At 35.0% G+C, this 23,489-nt stretch carries 23 protein-coding genes, 2 tRNA genes and 1 other annotated feature; of the genes, 7 read left to right on the forward strand and 18 right to left on the reverse strand.

Going from position 1 to position 23,489, the window contains the following annotated elements:
- Window positions 1-3: 3 nt before the first annotated feature.
- Together radA and HXL38_002180 are read right to left on the reverse strand one after the other, a co-directional pair.
- Window positions 4-1,365 carry a DNA repair protein RadA gene (radA, locus tag HXL38_002175; protein ID QWB91282.1) on the reverse strand — a complete coding sequence of 454 codons (1,362 nt, stop codon included), beginning with the start codon at window positions 1,363-1,365 and terminating at the stop codon, window positions 4-6.
- A gap of 27 nt (window positions 1,366-1,392) precedes the next feature.
- A complete protein-coding gene (locus HXL38_002180; GenBank protein ID QWB90784.1) occupies window positions 1,393-2,385 on the reverse strand; it encodes a hypothetical protein in 993 nt (330 codons plus the stop codon).
- A gap of 23 nt (window positions 2,386-2,408) precedes the next feature.
- On the opposite strand from HXL38_002180, the gene HXL38_002185 reads away from it, so the two are divergent.
- Entirely contained in the window at window positions 2,409-3,086 is a 678-nt protein-coding gene (locus HXL38_002185) for an HNH endonuclease family protein (protein ID QWB90785.1), read from the forward strand.
- Here HXL38_002185 and HXL38_002190 read toward each other — a convergent pair.
- Entirely contained in the window at window positions 3,083-4,072 is a 990-nt protein-coding gene (locus HXL38_002190; protein QWB90786.2) for a ribonuclease HII, read from the reverse strand. The genes HXL38_002185 and HXL38_002190 overlap by 4 nt on opposite strands.
- Window positions 4,073-4,286: 214 nt before the next feature.
- On the opposite strand from HXL38_002190, the gene HXL38_002195 reads away from it, so the two are divergent.
- Window positions 4,287-4,625 (forward strand): hypothetical protein, encoded by a 339-nt coding sequence (locus HXL38_002195; protein QWB90787.1) that lies wholly within the window; start codon window positions 4,287-4,289, stop codon window positions 4,623-4,625.
- Between the two features lie 125 nt (window positions 4,626-4,750).
- Here the strand turns inward: HXL38_002195 and HXL38_002200 are convergent, their stop codons facing one another.
- The 3 genes from HXL38_002200 to rplJ all read right to left on the reverse strand — a co-directional run bounded on the left by HXL38_002200 (window position 4,751) and on the right by rplJ (window position 6,356).
- Entirely contained in the window at window positions 4,751-5,251 is a 501-nt protein-coding gene (locus tag HXL38_002200; GenBank protein QWB90788.1) for a hypothetical protein, read from the reverse strand.
- 184 nt (window positions 5,252-5,435) lie between these two features.
- Window positions 5,436-5,801 (reverse strand): 50S ribosomal protein L7/L12, encoded by a 366-nt coding sequence (rplL, locus tag HXL38_002205; GenBank protein ID QWB90789.2) that lies wholly within the window; start codon window positions 5,799-5,801, stop codon window positions 5,436-5,438.
- Window positions 5,802-5,846: 45 nt separating this feature from the next.
- Window positions 5,847-6,356, reverse strand: a complete 510-nt coding sequence (rplJ, locus tag HXL38_002210; protein ID QWB90790.1) for a 50S ribosomal protein L10 — start codon at window positions 6,354-6,356, stop codon at window positions 5,847-5,849.
- 80 nt (window positions 6,357-6,436) lie between these two features.
- Window positions 6,437-6,524 (reverse strand) — a sequence feature (ribosomal protein L10 leader region).
- Between the two features lie 533 nt (window positions 6,525-7,057).
- On the opposite strand from rplJ, the gene HXL38_002215 reads away from it, so the two are divergent.
- A complete protein-coding gene (locus HXL38_002215) occupies window positions 7,058-9,007 on the forward strand; it encodes a sulfatase-like hydrolase/transferase (GenBank protein ID QWB90791.2) in 1,950 nt (649 codons plus the stop codon).
- Window positions 9,008-9,051: 44 nt separating this feature from the next.
- Here HXL38_002215 and HXL38_002220 read toward each other — a convergent pair whose 3' ends face one another.
- From HXL38_002220 to HXL38_002230, 3 genes are all read right to left on the reverse strand, one after another.
- On the reverse strand, window positions 9,052-9,555 hold the full coding sequence (locus HXL38_002220; GenBank protein ID QWB90792.1) for a type II secretion system GspH family protein: 504 nt from the start codon (window positions 9,553-9,555) through the stop codon (window positions 9,052-9,054).
- A 112-nt stretch (window positions 9,556-9,667) separates the two neighbouring features.
- Window positions 9,668-10,084, reverse strand: a complete 417-nt coding sequence (gene rplS, locus HXL38_002225; GenBank protein ID QWB90793.1) for a 50S ribosomal protein L19 — start codon at window positions 10,082-10,084, stop codon at window positions 9,668-9,670.
- 75 nt (window positions 10,085-10,159) lie between these two features.
- Window positions 10,160-11,788, reverse strand: coding sequence for a GspE/PulE family protein (locus tag HXL38_002230; protein QWB90794.2), 1,629 nt, complete (start codon window positions 11,786-11,788; stop codon window positions 10,160-10,162).
- A gap of 97 nt (window positions 11,789-11,885) precedes the next feature.
- On the opposite strand from HXL38_002230, the gene HXL38_002235 reads away from it, so the two are divergent.
- Window positions 11,886-12,227, forward strand: coding sequence for a hypothetical protein (locus HXL38_002235; protein QWB90795.1), 342 nt, complete (start codon window positions 11,886-11,888; stop codon window positions 12,225-12,227).
- Between the two features lie 67 nt (window positions 12,228-12,294).
- A complete protein-coding gene (locus HXL38_002240) occupies window positions 12,295-12,852 on the forward strand; it encodes a TrmH family RNA methyltransferase (GenBank protein ID QWB90796.1) in 558 nt (185 codons plus the stop codon).
- On the opposite strand, the gene HXL38_002245 is transcribed toward HXL38_002240, so the two are convergent.
- The 3 genes from HXL38_002245 to HXL38_002255 all read right to left on the reverse strand — a co-directional run bounded on the left by HXL38_002245 (window position 12,853) and on the right by HXL38_002255 (window position 15,703).
- Window positions 12,853-13,389, reverse strand: a complete 537-nt coding sequence (locus HXL38_002245) for an NUDIX domain-containing protein (protein QWB90797.1) — start codon at window positions 13,387-13,389, stop codon at window positions 12,853-12,855.
- Window positions 13,390-14,709, reverse strand: a complete 1,320-nt coding sequence (locus HXL38_002250; GenBank protein QWB90798.2) for a UDP-N-acetylmuramoyl-tripeptide--D-alanyl-D-alanine ligase — start codon at window positions 14,707-14,709, stop codon at window positions 13,390-13,392.
- Window positions 14,710-14,890: 181 nt separating this feature from the next.
- Window positions 14,891-15,703, reverse strand: a complete 813-nt coding sequence (locus tag HXL38_002255) for a histidine phosphatase family protein (protein ID QWB90799.1) — start codon at window positions 15,701-15,703, stop codon at window positions 14,891-14,893.
- A 114-nt stretch (window positions 15,704-15,817) separates the two neighbouring features.
- Here HXL38_002255 and HXL38_002260 point away from each other — a divergent pair, with 114 nt between their 5' ends.
- A complete protein-coding gene (locus HXL38_002260) occupies window positions 15,818-16,633 on the forward strand; it encodes an alpha/beta hydrolase (protein ID QWB90800.1) in 816 nt (271 codons plus the stop codon).
- A 25-nt stretch (window positions 16,634-16,658) separates the two neighbouring features.
- Here the strand turns inward: HXL38_002260 and gltX are convergent, their stop codons facing one another.
- The 3 genes from gltX to HXL38_002275 form a co-directional block, all read right to left on the reverse strand.
- On the reverse strand, window positions 16,659-18,116 hold the full coding sequence (gene gltX, locus HXL38_002265; protein ID QWB90801.2) for a glutamate--tRNA ligase: 1,458 nt from the start codon (window positions 18,114-18,116) through the stop codon (window positions 16,659-16,661).
- Window positions 18,117-18,183: 67 nt separating this feature from the next.
- Window positions 18,184-19,188, reverse strand: a complete 1,005-nt coding sequence (locus HXL38_002270; protein QWB90802.1) for a hypothetical protein — start codon at window positions 19,186-19,188, stop codon at window positions 18,184-18,186.
- Window positions 19,189-19,293: 105 nt separating this feature from the next.
- A complete protein-coding gene (locus HXL38_002275) occupies window positions 19,294-20,742 on the reverse strand; it encodes a sortase (GenBank protein QWB90803.1) in 1,449 nt (482 codons plus the stop codon).
- A gap of 71 nt (window positions 20,743-20,813) precedes the next feature.
- Here HXL38_002275 and HXL38_002280 point away from each other — a divergent pair.
- Window positions 20,814-20,901: transfer RNA gene (locus HXL38_002280), tRNA-Leu, on the forward strand.
- A gap of 350 nt (window positions 20,902-21,251) precedes the next feature.
- Here HXL38_002280 and HXL38_002285 read toward each other — a convergent pair.
- From HXL38_002285 to HXL38_002295, 3 genes are all read right to left on the reverse strand, one after another.
- Window positions 21,252-21,327: transfer RNA gene (locus HXL38_002285), tRNA-Gly, on the reverse strand.
- A gap of 48 nt (window positions 21,328-21,375) precedes the next feature.
- On the reverse strand, window positions 21,376-22,521 hold the full coding sequence (locus HXL38_002290) for a M20/M25/M40 family metallo-hydrolase (protein QWB90804.1): 1,146 nt from the start codon (window positions 22,519-22,521) through the stop codon (window positions 21,376-21,378).
- A gap of 8 nt (window positions 22,522-22,529) precedes the next feature.
- Window positions 22,530-23,474: a hypothetical protein gene (locus HXL38_002295; protein ID QWB90805.1), complete on the reverse strand. Its 945-nt coding sequence runs from the start codon at window positions 23,472-23,474 to the stop codon at window positions 22,530-22,532.
- Window positions 23,475-23,489: the final 15 nt, after the last annotated feature.

A 23,489-nucleotide genomic window follows, 5' to 3' on the forward strand; every position in this document is an offset into this window, starting at 1 on the left:
CCTTTATTGTAAATATTTAATTAAAGCTTCTCGCAAATCACGAACAGATGTCACAATGCTATCTTTCGAAGAATTTTTTGGAGCAAGAACATTGTTAAACCCAAGTTTCTTTGCTTCAGAGATTCTTCTTTCAGTCTGAATCACTGTTCGAATTTCGCCGCCCAAGCCAACTTCACCAAAAACTACTACACCATCAGAGAGTTTTCGCTTTGCAGCTGCCGAAGCGATCGCCATGGCAACAGCCAAGTCGGCTGCTCGGTCGTCAAGTTTTAACCCACCAACCACATTTATATGAATATCTTTATCACTTAAATCAAGTTTAGTTCGTCGCTGAAGAACTGCGATCAATAAATTGAGGCGATTTATATCAAATCCACTTGCTGCCCGTTTTGGATACCCAAAATTTGAGGTTGTTACTAAAGCCTGAATCTCAACCAAAATCGGGCGAGTTCCTTCTAGAGTTGCCATAATTATTGAGCCATCCGTATTTTGGCGCTCAGCTAAAAGTGCCGCTGAAGGATTTTCGACAATTTTCAAACCATTATCAACCATTTCAAAAATCGCCGCCCCACTAGTTGAACCATAGCGATTTTTTACCGCCCGTACAACTTTAAAGCCACCATATCGGTCTCCTTCGAAATTTAAAACTACATCAACTAGATGTTCAAGTGTTTTTGGCCCAGCGATTGAACCTTCTTTTGTAATATGGCCAACCAAAATAACAGCCGTTCCAGAACTTTTTGCTGCTTGAATTATTAAATTAGAAGAATTCGTAATTTGCGAAACCGTTCCTGGTGCGCTCGAAATTTCTTCCATCGCCAAAGTTTGAATTGAGTCAATAATCACTAGGTCAAAGCCGCTCTCACGAATTGTTGCTGAGATATCATCAGCCGAAGTTGAGGCAGCAAATTTAAGATTTTTGGCTTTAGAAGCACCAAGCCTTTTTGCACGTAATGCTACTTGCTCTGCCGATTCTTCACCTGAAACATACAAAACATTTTTCGAACCAGCAATAAAAGCTGAAATCTGCATTAAAAGCGTAGATTTTCCGATTCCAGGCTGTCCCGCAATCAAAAGTACTCCTGCCGGCAAAATTCCACCACCCAAAACAATATCAAGATCTCTTATACCGCTCGAAATTCTTTCTTGTTTTTTTTCAGAAATAACTTCATTCAAATCTTGCACATTCAAAATACGACCAGTTTTCGCACTTTTACTGATTGCGTTTTTTCCTAAAGCCTCTTCAACTTGCTCAACCAAGGTATTCCAATGGCCACAGTTTTCACATTTTCCCGACCATTTAGGATAAGAAGCTCCACAATTTTGACATACAAATTTTGTTTTTAACTTCGCCACAACTAATATTTTATCACAATAAATCTTTTTTGAAAACTATAAACTTGGTGAATTTAAATTTGAATTTATACTTTTATAGAGTTCATTTTGCTGGACTGAAACTTCATTAAATTCATTAATTTTCGAATTGTAACTATTCACTAAATTATTAATTTTCAACCTTGAATTTTCAAGATTTCGAATTCTTTGCAATAATTTTGCACGGTCAGCGTTAAATTCCGCCCGAGTTTCATACTTTCCAGTTTTAGCATCATTATTAAACTCGGCAATATCTTCCTCCAATTCTCTAGAATCTTCAGAGTATTTTTTCGTAGATTGTTCGATCTCTGACTTCATTTTTTCAAGCTCTGCGGTCAAAGCTTCTGCTCGATTCTTTAAATCTTTAAAGTTTTTATTATAACTTTGATAGATCTGAGCGATTTCTCTACGATTTTTAAAAAACTTAGCATAATGTTCTTCAAGCTCTTTCGAGATTTCCAGCTGCTCAGTACCAATTAAGGAATGAAGCTCATTGATTCTCTCACCAGGCTCAGTCCGATCATAAGATTGCATCAACTTTTCGAAATCTGCATCTTTAACCCTCTCATACTCAGCATTAAGCAGTTTGCCAATCTTATCTCGTTCGCTCAAGCTCATTCGCTCCCAAATTGCATGCAAAAGCTCGTGAGCCGCCGTTACCTCTTTTATACCGTCAAGTTTCAAGTTTTTTACATCATAAAGATGAATTTTACCCAACTTATAACACCCCAAAATTGCTGAATCTTCTTCACGATTTTTGCAATTTTCATTAAATTTCTCTGAATCTTCAACCTTTGGGTTAGAAGCGTAAAAAATTGTCTTAGCATTAGTGGTTGGTTTAATTTTATTTTCTATTTTTAAAATTTCAGAATCTGGCTTATAATTTTGTGCTGCAAAATAATCACGGATCCCGTGTTGATTAAATAACACAAAAAATGCTGCACTACCAAGAATAGCAATAACTACTAAAGTTCGAGCTACTCTCCAAAAAGTTTTATGTTGAAAAATCATATCATAACCATTATAATATTTTTATGAGAAAAAAGCAAAGTATTTTTCGAAGAAGGAGAATTTTTGGTTTATTTTTTATAGCCATAATCGCAATTGCATCAATTTTAGCAAATCCAGATTTTTGGCAAACTTCAAAACTAGATTCAAATAAAAAATCAGATTCTCAAACTTCTTTAACTGATTTAAACTCACTTGAAGTTAAAGGTCGTTCACCAAAAACTGGTTATTCTCGCGAGCAATTTGGTAAAGGCTGGACAAAAGATTCTAGCGGTTGCGATACACGAAACCGTATTTTAAAACGTGATTTAATAAATGCTGTAGAAAATTCGGATTGCAAAATTTTAAGCGGAACCCTAAAAGACCCTTATACTGGCAAAGAAATTAATTTTTCACGTAAGCAAAATGCTTCTGCTGTTCAAATAGACCACGTCGTTGCACTTTCTGATGCTTGGCAAAAGGGCGCTCAACAATTTTCGAAAGAAAAACGAATCGAATTTGCGAATGATCCGCTAAATCTTTTAGCTTCAGATGGCCCAGCCAATCAGCAAAAAGGTGATTCTGACGCCGGCTCTTGGCTTCCTTCAAATAAAGATTTTCGCTGTGAATATATTTCTCGCCAAATTTCAATCAAGAAAAAATACTCAATTTGGGTAACTGCCTCTGAAAAATCAGCAATGCAAAATATTTTGCAAAATTGCTAATCAGTAATTTCAAACCAATCAAACTTTTTAAAATTCTCGCCCTCAACTATTGCCGCAGCAAGCCGCATCTCGCTATTTTTTATATTATTTTTGTAAGCAAAAAATTCTGCCGCAAATCGCATTTGATCCACTTTATTCTTTGAAATTGCAGCCTCTCCACCACCAAAATCATTATTTTTTCGAAATTTAACCTCTGTAAAATAGTAATTTTCACCATATTTCGAAATAATATCAATTTCACAAAATTTTGTTCGCCAATTTCGCGCCAGAATCTCGTGTTTCTCTTGCTTTAGAAATTCCGCTACAAAATCCTCAGCTTTATCACCAAGCTCTTTTGTAGTAATTTTTTCAGCTTTCTTCACCTTAAAGGTATTCATGTTCTTATTTTGAGAATTTTCTAAGAATTCCGCTATTGGCTTAAAACTTTTGCGATGTATTTTGCTCACTCCAAATTCAGACAAAGCTGCCCTATGTTTTGGTGTTCCATATCCTGCGTGATTTTCAAAGCAAAAAGGTGCAAGCTCAGGTTTTTTCGAAAGTTCTGCCATAAAATTATCCCTCGCAACTTTCGCACAAATTGCAGCTGCAGAAACGCTTAAAATTAGTAAATCAGCCTTTTTAAGAGTGGAGGCATATTTTTCAAGTGGTGTGCCAGCCAAGAAATTTACAGTGCCATCAATTATAATTTCATTAAATTTGATATTTTGTTTTTTACATTTTATCTGCACTTCCTTAACAGCTCGCCTTGTTGCAAGTTTTAAAGCAGCGCTCAAACCAATTTCATCAAGCTCATCGTTCGAAACCCAACCCAAGCCAATAATTGCAGAACTTTTAGAAATCTCTGCCGATAGCTTCTCTCTCTGCTTTTTTGAAAGAGCTTTTGAATCTGTTAGTCCTTTAATTTTAGCACCATTCAAAACGCAAGCACCCACAACCAAAGGCCCAGCCCACGCTCCACGACCAACTTCATCAATCCCGAGAACCATTTTATTTCCTAAATACATGAAAATTACAATAAGAATCAGTTTTTAACTATTTTAACGAATATCTATGTAAACATACTAACAAAAAAATATGCCTTAGTCAATAAACTTAATTTTTAGGAGATGATATAATTAAAACTATAAAAAAGCATAATTGCAATTATTGAAGTTGTTATAGTTATTGCAGTGGCTGGGCTGATATTTTTAATGGTGTTTCTTGCAGTCCCTACTCTTGGGCGATCTCAAAGATATACGGCAAAAAAATGATGCCCGTAATCTTTTAGTTGCAATTATTCAATTTAAGACTAATAATGGCGGCAAGGTTCCCTTTAATGAAAATAACGATGCATGGACAGAACTTAAACCTTATTGGAATAAAAGCCCGTACTTAAATGATCGTCCTAATGGTTATATTGACAACTTCGGCTCCTTTAATTCTACCACAACTCAAATTGCTACATATAGTAGACTTGATAGTGGTTGGCGTAGGCTGGGCAGTTGGAGTATCGTTCTTGGCGCGATTTGCAAAAAAGCGATAGCGACAGATACTGTTTAAAATATAGCGGATCTGTTCCAACTAAAGATATTGCTATATTGGTAAGTATAGCTCGAGAGTGTTCCTACTAATAACAGTTGGGGATACTGCATAGATTCAGAAAGTAATTAAAAATAGAAGAATGATTATTCTTCTATTTTAGTATTTTTGTGGTTTAGCTGATTTTTAAGAATATCTCGTACCCAAAAAATAGTTTTGAGCTCTTCGCTAATATGCTGCTCTTCCACTCCAAAATCCAAATAATGCGCACTTGCTACTTCAATATTATCGGTATAAATCGTTAGATGCTGATCACCCATCCCGAAATCACCTACATTAAGATCGTGGCTTAAAATTTCATATCTTCCATCGGAATATAACTCCCAGGGTTGATCATAACCACCACCGTCACGTGCTAAATCTGGGTTATAGCTTTCATTTAGTTGCCCTTCATCAATAAGAGCGAGATTTGATAAATCTAAATCATCTATTGCTCTTTTAACATTTTCTGGTGATGATTTCAATGTATAATATTTGTTATAAGACGGTTGTTTTCGAAAACCCTTATTTGCGTTTAACGCCCATTCAGCATAAGCGTTATCTAAAAGATATTGTTGAGTTTTTGACTTGTTTAAGCTTTTTTCCACAAGATTCCTTTGATGAGACTTTATAACCTTCGCCTAAAGTCATCTCAAACTCTAGGATAGTATAATAACATAATAATAGAATAAAGTCAATAGTAATAATACATTTTTATAAAAACAAAAAATCGCCCATGTTCTGAGCGATTTTCGAAAATCTTAAATTAGGTCGATTTAATTTATGTTAAAATTAAGCAAGCTCAACAGTTGCGCCAGCTTCTTCAAGTTTCTTTTTAGCTTCTTCAGCTTCATCTTTAGAAACTTTTTCTTTAACTGGTGCTGGAGCACCGTCAACGATAGCTTTAGCTTCACCAAGTCCAAGACCTGTGATTTCTTTAACTGCTTTAATAACAGCAACTTTTTGAGCACCAGCGTCTTTCAAAGTAACTGTAAATTCTGTTTTTTCGTCAGCAGCGTCAGCAGCACCGGCAGTAGCGGCAACAGCAACAGCAGCTGGTTCAATTCCGTATTCCTCTTTGAGGTGTTCTTTCAATTCGTTAGCTTCAAGAATAGTCAATTTTACCAATTCTTCAGCCAATTTTTTAATGTCAGCCATTTTTGACTCCTTTAAAAATTTAAGTGGTTAATATTCTAAAATAAATTAATTGGTTGCTTTTCGAAATTCCAAATCTTCGTTTGTAAGACCACCAGCAATCGCGTTGATTGGCGAAAGAAGTGTATCCACAATTTGACCAATAAGTTGATCTTTGCTTGGAAGTTCTGAAAGTGTCGTAACAGTTGCAGTATCCATTACATCACCATTGTCAGCAAACGCACCAACAAGTTTCATTTCTGGGTGATTTTTTGCAAATTTACCCAAAACTTGCGCAGCAGCAATCTCATCTTCGCTTGAAATTGCGTAAACGAGTTGACCTTTTAGTGCAGAAGTGTCAGATTCTTTCAAAGCTTCAACTTCTTGCATCGCAACTCGCACAAGGCGGTTTTTAACAACTTTGATTTGAACACCAGCCTCGCGAGCTTCTTTTCGAAGTTCTTGAAGGTCGGCAACTGTCAAACCTTTATATTCAGCAAAAGCTGTCATTTTTGCGTCTTTAAGAGCGGCGCTTAATTCAGCAACCAATTGGTTCTTTTTATCGCGTGATAATGCCATAAAAACTCCTTTTTTGGTTAATATTCTTCGACCTAATTGTTAAGATTCTGGCGTTTTGAAAGCCTCCCTTCAAAACTCGTTGGCAGATAGAAAAAGTATTCCTCGGTAGCAGATTAAGCCTAGCTAACGCGAGGCGGCTACTGTCTCTGGCAACTTGTTTTATTTTAACACAAAAAAACTAAAATTTCAAGCATTTTAAGCTCAAAAATCTTGCAAAAATGTCTAATTTCATCATTGACAAGCTAGAATATTTTTGCTATAATTTAACAGTTATCACTTATTGAAAGTTTATTTTAGATACGATGGATATAAAGAGGACGAAGAAGTATTCATCGAGGATATTGAAAGATAACGCAATAAATGATAACTAAAAAACTTCCGAAGAAAGGAGATAGTTCTTTTATCAAGTAGTTTTATAAACTATGGCGGTAGTTTATAAAATGAATCACATCTTCGCTAGTGAGAAGTTATTTATTCATTACGGTTACGGTTACGCTTATTCTTGCGTAGCCTTTTTTACTGCATAAAATTAAGCCGCTCCAAACCCAGAACTAGAATAAACTCCAACAGAATATTAGCTGCACTACTACCGTTTTTAGCCACCACTGAGTTTTTTCATAGTAAAATAAAATGTTTAAAATCTAAAAATTCTAAGAGCAACTCTCGCCAACTTTTCTAAAAAATGTTATAATTAAATTATTATGAAAAATTTAAAAAAGCTTGATTTCAAAAAATACTTTAAAGAAATTTTTAAAAAATATTTATCTGAAAAATCACAAAAAAACGTTATAAAATACGCAAAAATTAGCAAAAAAATCATTCAAAGCAAAGCTACTTTTTTGATATTTTCAACGATTTGTATTTATTTATTGGGAGCCTTTCTTGCAAAATATATTTTAAATCTCCAATTTGGTGGCTGGGAAAAGGCTAACGAATTCCTTTCGAAAAATCCAAAAATTGCCGAGTATAGCCAGATTGTAACAATTTTAATCAGTTTTTTGTTTGTCGGAATCTTTCGAAACTGGCGAATTTCAATGGGCATTTTGTTTTCACTCGCCACAATTGTGATGTATATCAATACTGAAAAAATGGCCTCGCGCAATACGCCGTTTTTGCCTGAAGATTTGGCGATGTCTGGTGAAGCTGGCGGACTAGCCTCAATGATTAATTTAGAACGATTTTTAAATATGCTTTTTACGATTGCGATAATTATAATCATAACCATTATTGTAAATAAAATTTCAAAAAAAATCTGGCATTTTAAATTTTCAAAAAAGCAAAAAATAGCAATCTTTATTCCACAAATTGCTCTAATTCTAATTTGTGCGCACTTTTTAAATTTACACACTTTAGAAATTCGAAATCTTAGTGGAAAAGGCACTTTCATTAAAGTTGAGAATCTCGAGACTTCTATTGACTTCACCGATCAAGCTTATAACTACCGAACCAATGGCTTTATTTTAGCAACAATCTCAAACCTTCAAACTAAAACTCAAAAACAACCAGAAGGTTATTCTAAAGAAGCCGTACAAAAAATTGTCCAAAAATATAAAAAAATTGCTGAAGAAAATAATAAAAATCGCAAAAAATTAAGTGATGAAAAAGTAAATGTCGTTTATGTGATGAGCGAGAGTTTTATCGACCCTAAGCTTGGTAAGCATCTTTATGATTACGGAAATAAAGAGCCAATTCCATACACACAAGAAATTAAAAAATCACAAAGTTCTGGTTGGGCTGCTTCAAGCGAATATGGCGGCGGAACAGCTAATGTTGAATTCGAAGCTTTAACAGGATTAAGTAATTTCTTTCTAAATTCAATCCCCTATACTTCAATTGTGTCTACAAATAAAGACACACCTTCAATCGTGAAGAATTTTAATGAAAACGGCTACAAAACAATCGCAATGCATCCGTATAATCGTAATATGTATCGCCGCGAGGTTGTTTATCCAAACCTTGGTTTTCAAGAATATAAGAGCGCTGATAATTTCAAAAACAATTCGAAAATTGATAACTCGAAATATATTTCAGATGAATCCGCCTTTAATGAAGTTTTAGCTGAACTAAAAAATAGCCAAAAGCCTGAATTTATCCACCTCGTAACAATGCAGAACCATATGCCCTATGACAACAATTTTTATTCGAAACATAATTTTAGCGTTGAAGCGAAAAATGGCGCAAATCCAGAAAATGCAAAAACTATTCAGGCTTATCTTGAAGGAATTTCACATTCAGATAAAGCAATGAAGAATTTTCTTTCTGAAATTAAAAAATTAAATGAAAAAACCATTGTGGTTTTCTGGGGTGATCACTGGCCAGGAATTTATGGCGAAATGTTCGAAAAAGAATTAAATAAAAACGATATTCGCCGCACACCACTTTTTGTTTATTCGAATTTTAAAAAAGAAAAACAAGATTTAGGAACCTCAAGCTTGATTTATAATCAAATCTTAGCTTTAAATTCTTTTGATTCAAAACTTTCAGCATTTCAATACTTACTAAGTGATTTGCGAGAAAAATATCCCGCCTTAACTAAACAATTTGTAAAAACAGACGAAAAAAGTGACATTTTAAAAGATTTCGAAATGATTGAATACGACATTTTAAGCGGAAATAAATACAGCCTTGGTGATTTTTATAAAATCAAATAATCAAAAACTCCTTTATGAGAGGAGTTTTTAAATTTTTAAAAATCTTAATTTGAAGATGAAAAACAATATAATCCGCCAGTTTCAAGTCTTGTAAGTAAAATGAAATTCGTTGCATTGAAAGGTTTATCAACGAATCTCCCAACCTCGCAATCAGCATTTGAGTTATAGTAAATTTCACCAATTTCAAGATTATCTTGGCCAACCCCTGTTCCACAATTTACCTTACTTCCACACTTTAAAAACGTGTAAAATTGCCCTGTACTTGGATCCAAAAACTCACTCTCGTGGGGCCTTAGATAGTTTTTAATAAAATTTTCAAGCTCATTATTAGTATCATAATCACTCACGTAATTACCTTTATTGTTCGTTCTCGACTCCTCTAAAATTGCCGCAATTTTCGAAATAACCTGTTTTCTTTGGGTGTCCCTCTGCGAACGCTGCAATGTAGGTAGAGCCAAAAATACCATTAGAAATATCAGGCCAGCAATCGCAAGAACTAAAACAACCTCAATAATTGTAAAACCACTATTTAGCTTAAGCTTTTTCATACTCTTCAATTATAGCACACTCTCTAAAAAAGTCAATTAAAAATCGCCCAAAATTTGAGCGATTTTAATTTTATAAAAACAATTAAGCTTATTTGGCTTCTTCAGTTTTTTCTTACTTAGCTTCAACTTTTTCTTCCGCTTTTGGAGCTTCAGGCAAAGTATTTACAGCTTCACGGTCAAAAGAAACTTGTTTAAGACGAGCACTTTTACCGCTTCGGTTTCTTAAGAATGAAAGGTAATTTCGGCGAACTTTCGAACGGCGAACAATTTCAATCTTTTCAATTAACGGGCTATGAAGAAGGAAAGATTTCTCAACTCCAACACCGCTAGCAATTTTCCGAACAGTAATTCGAGAAGTATGTGATTTCTTGCGGTCAGTTCGAATAACTACACCTTCGAAAATCTGGATTCGTTCTTTATTACCTTCTTTAATTTTTTGGTGAACGCGAACAGTATCGCCACTTTTAATATCAAGAACGGCTTCTTTTTTCTGTGCGTCATTAACTTTTTTGATTAACTCAAAACTCATATTTTCCACTCACTTTTAAATTTAATATATACAATCAAGATTCATTATATCATACTTTTTAGTTTTTGTGAAGAGCTAAATTACACGATTTACTTCTTCAATAGTTGTATCACCACGAAGTGCCGAAATCACGCCCTGCTGTAAAAGGGTTAACAAGCCATCTTTGCGAGCTTGAGCCTCAATAGCTTCAGTTGAAATCACACCTCTTTCACCACGTAAAAATGCTGCAATATTATCGTTTACAACCATCATTTCCATAACCACAATTCGCCCCTTATAACCAAACGGACTATCTTCTGAAGCTACTGGTTTCCAAAGTTTAAAATCTCCAGAAATATCTTGTGGAAGTTTTTCAGCTGGGACACCCTCAAGAACGTTTCGAACCCATTTTTTAGTTGCTTCATCTGGGATATATTCTTTAGCATTTTTGTCAAGTTTTCGAACAAGTCGCTGAGCGATCAAAAGTCGAATTGCGCTCGAGAAAATTGGATTCATACCAATCATATCAATCATACGCGAAAAAGCCGCACTCGTTGAATTGGCATGAAAACTTGAAAGCACCAAGTGGCCAGTAATTGAAGCCTGAATTGCAGTTTTCGCCGTGTCATTGTCACGAATCTCACCAACCATTACAACATCTGGATCAAGACGCAAAACAGAACGTAATCCGTCAGCAAAACTAGCTCCATGTGTTGTATCAATCGGGATTTGTGAAATCCCACCAATACCATATTCAATTGGATCTTCAAGCGTAATAATCTTACGATCAAGCGTATTTAAGGCATTAAGCATAGAATAAAGAGTTGTTGATTTACCGGAACCAGTTGGACCAACCATTAAAACCATTCCACGCGGGTGCGAAATAATTTCATCAATTTCAGCTCGCTCTTTTGGCGCAATTCCAAGTAAATCAAGCTGAAGCATGCTTTCATCAAAGTTAAATAAACGCATCACCGCATCCATTCCATACATTGTCGGCACAGTTTCAACACGCAAATTTAAAAGATGCGAAGTTCCATCACGATAAATATCCTTCTGCATATGGCCAGACTGGGAAGTTTTTGAAGCGCTTGACACCCCCGCTCGCGAAGAAAGTTCACCCATAATAACACGGTATCGATCTCGCCCAAGCTCAGCAACTGGGTGAAGCGCACCATCAACACGCATCCGGATTCGAATCGTCTGGCGTTGATTTTCGATATGAATATCACTCGCGCCGAGCCTATCTGCTTGATCAATCAGATAATCAAAAACCTGATCGGAAGCAACATTTGCCAAAGTTTGACTAACCTTCTCTAAAGTAGCACTATCGCCCTCACCAGCAATTTCAATATCGTCATAAACAACCTTTTTCGGCGGATCATAACGCCGCATAATATTCTTCCATGCGCTTTCAGAAACCAAGAAAAGCTCAAGAGTCTTGCCTTCATCTTGATATTTTTTACTCAATTTTTGAATAACTGAGCGTGGAGTTAAACTGGTGATCAAAACTCGCCAAGGCTTATTTTCATCAATATCACCAATTTGAAGTGGTGCCAAAAATGCCCGATACATCTGCTCATTTGTGAAAAGATCTCTTGCGAGAGGAAAAATATCTTCGAAATCTCGTGTATCAAGATACGTTAGCCCAAGGATTCTAGCTCGTTGCTCGGTCGCTTCTTCTTCCTTTTGCCTACGCATTAGCTGAATTTTATTTTCTTCCATTAACTTAATTTTACCACAAGCACTTTATTTTTTCAATCAAAAATGCTAAAATATTCTCATCGCTTCAAGCGAAATTTTTAGAACGAGGTAAGAAAAAATGCACCTTAAAGAAACAATCGAGCAAGCTATTTTCGAAAGTTGCCCAGAAGTAGAAAAAGAGATAAATATCCCATTCGAAAACCACTCGAACATTTTTCTAAAAATCGAAAACTCTTTTCGCGCAAAAATTGGCATACTTTCAAAATATTCTGCTTTTGTTAAAGTTGAAGAACTAGAAACTGACAACAAAAGCTCATCGTTGGTAACTTTTAAAAAAGGACTTTACGAAAGCGAGTATACTTTCGAAATAATAAATACCGGTGGGGTTTCACCAGGGCTCGCAAAATACACCTATGAAATCATCGGTCGAACATTATCAAAACTTAAACGCCATAAATAACAAGCGTTAAAATTCGAGCCTTTGGGCTCTTTTTATTTTTTAAAAAATCTGCTAAAATAAAAAAATAATGAAAAATCCTAACTCTTTCGAAAATCAAAACCGTGTGCAAAATCGTAAAATCGTTGTTTTAGCGCACAATATTCGTTCAACTCATAACATTGGCGCAATCTTACGCACTAGTGAAGGCTTTGGAGTTTCAAAAATTATCTTCAGCGGATATTCGCCCTTCCCAATTTTAAAGGACGAAAATTTTCAAAAAACTGGCCGTTTGCCACACATTGCACAAAAAATTGATTCACAAATTCATAAAACCGCGCTTGGGGCTGAAAAAATTGTTCCAGCTGAAATTTCTGAAGATATTTTTAAAACGATTCAAAATCTAAAAAGTCAAGGTTTCGAAATCTTTGCGCTCGAACAAAGCAAAAAATCAATTTTCTTAAAAGATTTTGTAGCCGATAAAAATGCCAAAATTACACTGCTTTTGGGAGAAGAAGTTGAAGGGATTTCGAAAGAATTACTCAATTTATGCGATAGAACTCTTGAAATTCCAATGTTTGGCCAAAAAGAAAGTTTCAACGTTTCAGTTGCAACCGGAATAGCCCTTTATAAAATTGCTTGCGAATAATTATTTTTCAATTTTTTCTCGGGCTTTTTCAAGAATTTTTAATGTAACTTCTGGTAAATCCGTAAAATCTTCAGGATGTTCTTTAATCATTTTTTGAAATTCTTTAAAATTCACTAGCTTAATTTCGGCAACTTCATCACGCGCAATCGCTAGATCTTCAAGATTAAAATTCATTTTTGCAGCAAAAACTTGCATAAAACGACGCTTATTTTCTTTGGTATGAATAAAAACCTTTTCAACTTTAATGAAATCTTGAAATCGCAAGTTCAAGCCAATTTCTTCAATAGTTTCACGATGAATCGCGTCCAGATAACTTTCACCAATCTGAACATGGCCAGCCGCTGCCGAATTTTGCCATTTTCCAGCAAATGTAGCTTTCGAAAAAGATCGCCGTTGAATCAAAAAATCACCATCTAAATTAAATAAAATTAGTGAAACCGTTCGATAAATTCGCCCCGTAGTTTTATCAAATTCAGCCTTATCAATTTCGTCAATAATTTTATCATTTTCATCAACAATTGGTAAAATTTCTTTCATCTAAACCTCATCTTCAGCAACTTCTGTGAAGCTACTAAAAAAGTCATCTTTGGTTTTTTTCCATTTTTCGTCCTGACGAACCAACCATTTTTCATCATCTTTATTTAAGAGTAGGATTTTTGTAGCCTCCTCTAGGTAAATTTTACCTTGAGAGCCTTTAAGTAGAACTAGAGTACCTCGTTCCATAATCTTATGAACAAAAGTTCCTGCATCAATTGCATTTTTTGCTTCATAAACCTGACAGCCCCGCAATCTTGCAGCTGGAGCAAGAAACTTATTTGCATGTTCACCAACAGTAACCACCCAGGAAAGAGAAACCCCATCAAGCATTTCACCTATTTTTTGATGTTCAAAAGCAGAATCCTCACCAAGCTCATTCATACTTCCAATAACTGCAATTTTCGAAGGTGCAGAAAGAGAATAAAGTGTTTGGATCGCAGCTTCTAATGCGGCCGGACTCGAGTTATAAGTATCATCAATTAAAACAGAGTCTTTAACGCCTCGCATAAAATTCATTCTACCAGGAACTGGTTTCAAACTTGCCAACCCACCTACAATTTCTTGCGGGCTCAAGCCAAGCTTAATAGAGACCGCTACTGCACCAGCAATTGGCCTAAGAGAATGTTCGCCAAAAACTTTTACTCGAACATTAATTTCACCATATTCTGGAGTTTGAATTTTACCGCTAAAGCCATCAAGTAAAGAGAAATTATTAGCTATAAAATTATAGTTAGCTCCACCAACCGAGCTATAAGTTGCAATATTCGAATTTCGAATATATTTAAAAAAATCTGGCGAGATATCATCTTGATTTAAAATTGCCATTTCAGCAAAATTCCCAGCTTCAAGTTCTTCTTGCGCAACAGCATCGATACTTCCAAAAAACTCCATATGTTCAGGAGTAACAGATGTAATTACTGCTATATTTGGAGCAAGATATTTGCTAAACCGTTCGATATCACCGGGGTGGTCAGTTCCAAGTTCTTGAATGATAATTTGCGGCTCTTGATCACTAGGTGATTTAATCCGCTTTCTTGCAGCCTTAAAAACTCTATGCCATTCCCAAAAATTACGAGGATTTCCAGGAAAATTTATTCCTAAAATCGCTAAAGGAGCACTCAAATGTGTATTGTGGTTTCCTTCGTGTAATCGTACACGATATTTTTGACTCAAGATAGTTGCAATTGCAAGTTTTGTACTAGTTTTTCCAACAGAACCAGCAACCGTAATTAATTTAATATCTGGATGAGTTTCGAAATATTTTCGAACATATTTTTCAAGTTTTCTTTGAATTCCTTTTTTAAACATAATCTTATTCATTATAATATAAAATCACCACTTTTTCAAGCAGTGATTTATTTGTTGATGTGTGCCCACCCTGGGCGGTTTTTGTTATTTATTTTTATTTATAAGTGTTATTTAGGGGAGAAAACAAACATCGCCCTTGATAACACATCAACTGTAATAGAATTATAGCAAAACGTTTAAGCTTTGTCAATAACTATTTTAAAAAAGGTTTATTTTCATTAATTTGAGCTAATAATTCATCATTCGAAAATTCTCGGCGAATATCAAATTCTTCCCAATCTCCATATTTTCCGTCAGCTTCGCCTAAATTCAAAACCCTCCGCCAAGCAAAATTTTCACGAACATCACTCGCATTCATTGGATTGATTCTTGAATACTCAATTGCTCCCAAATTTGGCACATCGTAAATATCTCGTATTCGATTATCATTCCAATGTTCAGGCAAAAATCCTTCAATTAAATAACAAGCAGATTGAATCAACTGTTTATGAGAAACAATCAAAACATTCTGGTTTGACTCATCTCTCTTTAGACGCTCACAAAAACTTCGAAAACGCAAATAAACATCAAAAATGCTCTCACCGCCATCAAGCCGCATAAAAAATGGATCATTATAGAGGTATCTCATTGTAATTGGAAAATTATCAACTCGCTCATTCATATCTACACGACCAAAAATCCCCCAGTTTCGCTCTGAGAGTAAATCATCAATCTTCCAGAAATGGCAATTTTCTCCACTTAAAATTGCAGCAGTTTCTCTTGCTCGAATAAAAGGTGAAGTATATTTCGAATCAAAAAAATCCAAACTTCCATAAATTTTCGAAAGTTCTCTCCCTGCCTTCTCGGCTTGCTCTTTACCTTTCGGCGAGAGCCGCTGTCGCCAATCTGCACGCGCCTCAACCTTTTTTTCTAGATCAATTTTTTGCCCGAGCTTTTGCGCATGCTGAACAATATTAGCCTCACTTTGCCCGTGACGAATCATCACTAGTCGCAGTGGATTTGCCATTTTTTCCTTTCTTTTTATTTAAAAATTCTTAAGCTTTAGATATATTATATCACAGCTTATACTTTTTCGAAAGTGCATTTTGTAATTAGGCCTCAAAAATGGTACAATTATATAATGAATCTAAAATCTTGGCGAAGAGAGCTAAAAAATGAATTTATCGATATTGACGGTAATAAAATTTCAATATATAAAAATTTAGAAGAAAGTAAACCAATTGCCGTTCTTTTTCATGGTTTTGGTGGAAACTATTTTGGATTAACTCCACTTGGATTTGAGCTTTCAAAAAAATATTCAATTATTATTTGTGAATTACCGGCTCATGGTAAAAGTTCACTTAATACCTTTCAAAATATCGATATTTTTCGAATTTTCTACCAGAAGATGATTTCAAAACTTAGTAATTTTGGTAAAATTCATCTTATTATTGGCCACTCTTTTAGTTCTTATTTTATCAGCGATGATGAGATTTCGAAAAAAATTCCAACCATTATTATAAATCCAGTTTTTGAGCCTAGCGATTCATTTTTAGCTGGAATGAAATTATTAAATAAATCTAGATTTTTAATGATTTTTTCAAATCTACCAGTTTTCTCACCTTTCAAAGCAGCTACTCTCCAAAAAACTTGGTCGCTTGAAGCAAATAAAAATATTTATCAAAACATGTTTTTATGTCAAAACTCAGCAAGGAATTTACTCGCGCAAAAATCAACAATCCCAATAGCACTTGACAAAAAAGTGTTCAAAACCGAGAATTATATCAAAATTGCTATTATTGGCGATAAAGATGGAACGGTTCAGCCTTTTAATGAAGAGGAATTTCGCAAAAACTTCCCTAAATCAGATTTTCATATCCTTGAAAATTCTGGCCATTTGTCGCCAATGGAAAAACCGCGAGAGATTGCTAAAATTATTTTCGAAAATATTAAATAAACTCCGTTTGTCGCGGAGCTTATTTTTACATTTTCTCAATTTCTTGTAGTGAATTTTTAAGGCGTTTTGCGCTTTCGTCCTTACCGATTACTCGTAGAGTTTGATTCAAGGCTGGTGAAAATGGCGCCCAAGTTAATGAAATTCGAATAATCTGGAATAGAATTCCCGGTTTCTGGCTAGTCTTTTCAAGCAACCTGTTTAGCAATTCTTGGATTTTATCATCATTCCATTCCTCAAGCTGCTCCACCTCAAAAATTACTAAACTCAAAAGCTCTGCAACTTGCGATTTTTCAAGTTTTTTAAGCTGCTTATTTTTCGAAATCATCTCTAAATCAGATTGTTGTTCAGCAAAAAAGTATTCGCTAGCAAGCGGGAGATCTTTAAGTGTTTTTAAGCGATCAAAAACTAGACCAAGAACTTCTCTTTTGTATTCTTCACTAGCATTCTTAGCATTTTCTCCCCAAAAATCTTGCACACGCTTAAATAGATCTTCAAGAGAAATTTTGCGGATCCACTGACCATTGAGCCATAAAAGTCGCTGTTCGTCAAACCTTGCACCAGATTTTTGCACACGATCAAGGGAAAATTTTTCGATTAATTCTTCTTTAGTAAAGATTTCTTGTTCAGTGCCATCGTTCCAGCCAAGTTGAGCCAGAAAGTTCAGCATAGCCTCTGGCAAAATTCCATCTACTCGATATTCGCTAACACTTTTTGCACCGTCGCGTTTACCAAGCTTCTTATTACCTTCCGGCGCCAAGATATGCGGTAAATGAGCTAAAATTGGTGGTTGAATTTCAAGCGCCTCATATAACGAAAGATATTTTGGAGTGCTGGCAACATACTCCGAACCACGAATTACATGCGTAACTTTCATTTCAAAATCGTCAACAATATGTGCAAAATTATAAGTTGGAAGACCATCCGCTTTAATCAAAATAAAATCATCTAAAGCCTCAGGACCAGCTGAGAGTTCACCCATCACAGCGTCATGCCAAGTATAACGTTTAATTTCTGGTGTCTTAAAACGAAGTGGCATTCCGAGTTTCCATTCTGGTGGATTTTCCGGGCGATGGTTACGGTATAAAAATGCACGTTTTTCAGATTTAGCTTTTTTTCGAAATTCCTCAACTTCCTCTGGTGAATATGGGTCGGCATAAGCTAGGCCTTTTTCGATCATTTTTTGCGCCCATTCAAGATATTTTTCGCGGCGCTTAGTTTGATGATATGGCCCAAAATCACCTTTTTCTTCATTTTTTTTGCTATAAATTGGACCTTCATCCCAATCTAGACCGAGCCATTTTAGAGTATCAAGAATTAAATCCTCCGCACCATCGACAAATCGAGCTTGGTCAGTATCTTCAATTCGCAGAATAAAATCTCCGCCGGTTTGCTTGGCGATCAAATAGGGGTAAAGTGCGCTTCGAACATTTCCAACATGAATATATCCAGTTGGACTTGGCGCAAAACGAGTTCTTGCTTTCATAATTATCTATTATACTTTAATTTTTATTTTTTCTCAACCCAAAATGAAAAGTAGCTAAAGCTACTTTTCATGCACTAAGACTAGTTGCTATTTTTCGAATTTCTTCATCCGAAATCTTATTGCCAGAGACCTCAACTTTATAAAGTTTTCCATTATTCACCCAAACAGATTCCCCACGACGATTCGAATAAATTGTTAACCCATTGCTGTAAGTTGTTGAATAATCTTCACTCCATTTTTTTGTAACATAATTTTGCAATAATGCCGAACTATCCCAGCCACTTTGCGATTGTTGAACCTTATAATTAGAATCACCTTTTTTATATTCAAAATTAACATTTTTTCCATCAAAATAAGCTAGGCCTTTTGGAGAGTATCCATTTGCAATATAAGCAGGAGTTTCGACTGCTATACCAGATTGGAAAGCTGTAATCCTACTTGCAATATCCGGTAAGTTAACATAAGTTAGATATCCAACGCCAAAAATCGCAACAGCAAAACCCATCGAGAAACTAATAAACTTCTTGCGCGCAAAAAAACTCTTTCGATGAATTCCACGGCTTTTTTTGCTTTCTTCGCGAGACTTTTCAATTGCTTGACTAATTGCAAATTCTTTAACTTCTTGGTTTGAAATTTCTTGTTTTTGAGATTTTTTCGCTCTAAGTTCTTCATTAGCTTTTTTAGCAAGTGGATGCTCTTCGAAAGGTGCAATCTTCTCAGCTTCTTTAATTTGTTCTTTCGTAATTGGCGAGATTGTTTTAGAATTTTTCGAAAAACGTGAAATTAAAATTCGGTCTTGTTGAGTCTCTTTTGCTTCACGTGCGCGTAAAATCGCCTCTTGATAATCGTGGCGACGCTTAAACTGGCTAATCATTTCATCTTGGCGAAGAGAAACTCCTTGTCTCTTTGGAATTGTAACATATTTACGGTTTAAAGTGCTTGAACGCTGCAAATTATTATGAATTTTCGAAATATCTTTGTTTTTAATATCATAATTATTTTTTGGAGCACTTAAAAGTTTACCCGTAATTGCATCATATTTTTTTCCATTTATGATAATTTCGTCTCTCATTTTATTCCCTATTTAGCTTATGTATATTTTACTTTATTTTTACTAAATTTTCAAGGGTTTTAAAAAAATAAATCGCTCAAGTTTAAATTTGAGCGATTTATTATCTTAATCCCATTTCCAACTAAATAATCTTTCAAAAAATGTTAGAGAATTCCTAGGAAGCGTTACTTCTTTATTATCAGAATTCTCCTGGCTGGCTGGTTTTTCAGCTTTGGTTGGATCTGGAGAAACTTGTTCGGCAAAAACGAGCAAACGCTTTTCAGCAGTTCCAAGAGGTACGCAAGTAATCAAAGTTAGCATTGGTTTATCTGTCCCAATTTGAACTCTATTTACTTGATTTGGCATTACAACCTCTGTTTTTGTTACATTATAAGTATATCGTTTGCCGTTATAATTAGCATAAATTACATCACCTTGTTTAAGTTTATCAAGCTGAGCAAAAATAAATTTATAATCGCCTGTATCAAACAGATCATTGCTTGAATGCCCGCTCAAAACGGTATTTCCATTTTGCCCCGGAACCGCATTTGCGCCTGGAATTGAAAAATGTGCAACACCCTTTTCCATTGCTTTCAATTGAGATGCGCTATCATTCCCAACACCATAAACAACTGGAACATCAACATTAATTTTCGGAATAATCAATTTTGGCTCTTGCCCAACCGAGTTAGAAGAATTCGGGCTATAAATTGTTTGAGTAGCATTCGAATTTCCCGGCGCAACATAAGCTTCAACTGAAGCAAAAATCAATCTATTATATTGCAAAAATAGAAACAAAGCTACCACAACAATTGCTGAAAAAATTGGTACAAAATGACGGGATTTTCGAATTTTCTCAGTTTTCTGACGCGCTTTTTCTGAAATATCTTTTCGAAGCTTCGCCAAAGCTCGCTCTTTTTTCTGGCTTTCCGTTAAATCTTCCACAACTTCTGATTGAATATTTGCCGTTTGCTTTTTTTGCTGCTTCAAGGCCGCCGAATAATAGGTTTCGTAATACTTTTGATAATAATTCTGCCAAGCCGCGTGGTATCGTTTCCATTGCTCACTTGGCTGATTTTCTTGCTGGATATTATATAAATTTTGAACAGCTTGCTGAGGCTTATATTTTATCGCTCCTAAATTATGTGAGTTTTCATCAACTTTTACAATATCTTGCTTATTCTGGAGCGGTTGAATAACTTTTTGACGAGTCTTAAATTCGTCAGTCTCTTGACCAACACCAGAATTAAAACTAGCTTTTGGTTGCGGCTGAAATGGTTTCGAAACTTCCTCAATTGAGTTTTTAATTAATTCTTCTCGCCGCACATCAACTTTTTTAGAGTTATTTTGATTTTTTAAATATTCTGCCAAGTTAATTTTCTCTGGCTGATTTTCTTTTTTGCTTTGCTGAATTTCTAAAATTTGTTCAGTATTAGCTTTTTGATAAAGCTGTTGAACTTTTTGCCTTCGAAATTCAATCGCAGCACGATTTCTATCATTTGAAAAAGTACTCTGCAATTGCCTCTCAGGTATATTCAATCCATTGTTTTGATTTTTTGTATTATTATCATTCATTTCTCTTGATTTTTCCCTACTCTTAGTATACAATAGATAATGAGCTATGTAAATAGTCAAAACCATAATAAGCCGCGATGGTGGAATTGGTAGACACGCTAGACTCAAAATCTGGTGAGCATTACGCTCGTGCCGGTTCAAGTCCGGCTCGCGGTACCAAAAAAGGAACAGCTACTTGATGGGTAGCTGCTTCTTTTAGTTTATAGAAGGATTAGACCTACGGGGTCAGATGGCCGTAGGTCTATTTTGTTGCTCCAATTGAGGCGATTCCATGTAAATCACCTCTGAGGACTAGCAAAACCTTCAAATGTGAAACTTAACAATCTGGCAATTATTTAATAGAAGCCTTCCCTTTCGAAAGCAAGCTAATTAGTAATAATTTAGAACTTAAGCAATAAGATTGAGAAACTTTAAAATATAAATAAACTAATCGAAGGATATTGAAAACTTTAGTAGCCTATACTGTTATAAAATAAAGACTGCCTAAGCAGTCATTTTCATATCCATATTGGTGCGGGTTAGGAGACTCTAACTCCTGGCCTCTTCCATGGCAAGGAAGCGCTCTAACAACTGAGCTAAACCCGCGTATGTTTTAATTTTACCAAAAAGCATCGTTCAAGTCAATACTTTCAATTAAAATTCTTTCAAAAAATCAATAATCCAAGTTTTATATTTCGAAAGCTTATCTATATATATAAATTCATTCTGGTGATGAGCTTCATCCCATTCACCCGGCCCAAAAACAACTATTTGAGCATTTTTCAACCCATTCACGAATTCGCCCTGATCGGTTGCTCCTGGACTAACCATAATCGATTCTTCATTTAATTTTGAAACTTTCAAAATATTTTCAATAACCCTTGATTTTTTTGAAACAAGGCTTGAAGGAACCGGCTCACTATGATACTCCCACTTAAAATCATATTTTTCAGCCAATGAATTGAAGGTATTTTTAAAATCAGAGTCAAGTTCAGGCGTGGTCCGAATATCTAGAATCAATTCAGCAGAAGGCGCAGTTTTATTTGGACTTTTATCTTCACCAGATTTCAATGAAGTTGGGACCAAACTTGGCGAACCTAAAAAATCGTTCGAAAAACTTTCTTGCCAATTTTTAAAAATATCATCAATTCGTGACAGAAAGAATGAAGCTTTCGAAAGTGCAGATTTCTGAAAATTCGCCTGTTGTGAAGCGTGGCCACTTTCGCCTTTAAATTTTAATCGAACAAAACGATTTCCACGATGACCAATTTCAATATTTTCACAATTTGTTGGCTCGGCAATTACTCCAAAAAATTCGCTATAATCAAATTCTTTTTGTTCATTCAACCATTTTACAAAATTTCGACTTCCACGGCCATCAATTTCTTCATTAGAAACTGCAACCAGCCAAAGGTCAAAATTACTTTCAAAATTATTTTCTTTGACAAATTCAAGACCAGCAATAAATTGAGCCGCTAGCCCACCTTTCATATCACTCGCACCCAAGCCAATAATTTTTCCGTTCATTTCAGTCGCTTCCCAAGGTGATCTCTCCCAGGCTCGCAAATCACCAGCTGAAACGGTATCAATGTGCCCTGTCAAAATAATTGCTCGACTACTTTTCGAAAACTCATTTCCATTTGTTCTAATTCTTAAAACGCCAGCCGCAAAATCTTTATTTTGCCAAACTTCGGCCGAATTCTCCCTTAAAAAATCTGCCAAAAATTCTAAAATCTCTGTCTCATTCCCAGAAACGCTCTCGATTTCAATAAGTTTTTTTGTTAGCTCAATTTCGTTCATTTCAACCTCTATAAAATCTCAATTATTTTATCGCTTATCTTCGCTTCAATAGTTTGCACTTTTTTAATTTTGCAAACCTCGCCTTCAATTTGAATTACAATATTTTGCGGTTTTCGAAAAGCTATCTCTACACGATCAACCCTTTTAAGCGGAATTTTACCAAAAAAACCTTTTATTAAGAACGGAGAATTCCGTATAAGTCCTGCTGAATTTAAGACTTCAAATCCAAAATTATCACTATCATTTTTATTAATTGAGCTTCGCATAATCCTAGCCATCCTTGGCCCATTCATAAAAACAATATCAGTTGGATTTTGTGGAATATTTAAAAAATCTTCATCGTTAATTTTAATTTTCGAAAGATTTAAAATGTGATTACGGCAATGTTTAAAATAAAATCGTGTTGCAGCAGAAAGCGAAAGAATTAAACGTATATTTCGATTATAAACCTTTTTCAAAACCTTTCGGATTCTTCCACCTTCAAAAATTTCAGCCATTTCAGCAGTCAAGCCAACCGTTGCGTAAAGTGGCGCATATCTAAAAAATTCACCATTAATTCTTAATTCAATTGGTCTAATTTTAGCTTGAACCTTTAATGTTTCAAAAGACTTAATTGCCGCTTTTCCGCTATTTTTTGAAAAACTATGAGCATAATCGTTGAAGTTTCCAAATCCTGTAAATTTGATTTTTATGTTCTTTTTTTCAGAAATAGCCACAGCATTTGCTGCAATATGTGCCGTTCCATCACCACCAGCAACTAGAATAATATCATCATCCTCTAATCCTTTTGCCATTTCATGAGCATTTTCCATAGGTGAAGTTGGTTGAATTTCAAAAGTTTTAAAACTACCTTTTTCAAAATGAGTTTCATCTAAAAAAGGCAAAATCTTTTTTCGAATCAGTTCGAAACCGCTTGAGCGAGGATTTACAACAAGTGTAAGATTTTTCTTCATATTGGTATTATTTTA

Source organism: Candidatus Saccharimonas sp. (genome assembly GCA_015256915.3).
Lineage (GTDB): Bacteria > Patescibacteriota > Saccharimonadia > Saccharimonadales > Saccharimonadaceae > Nanogingivalis.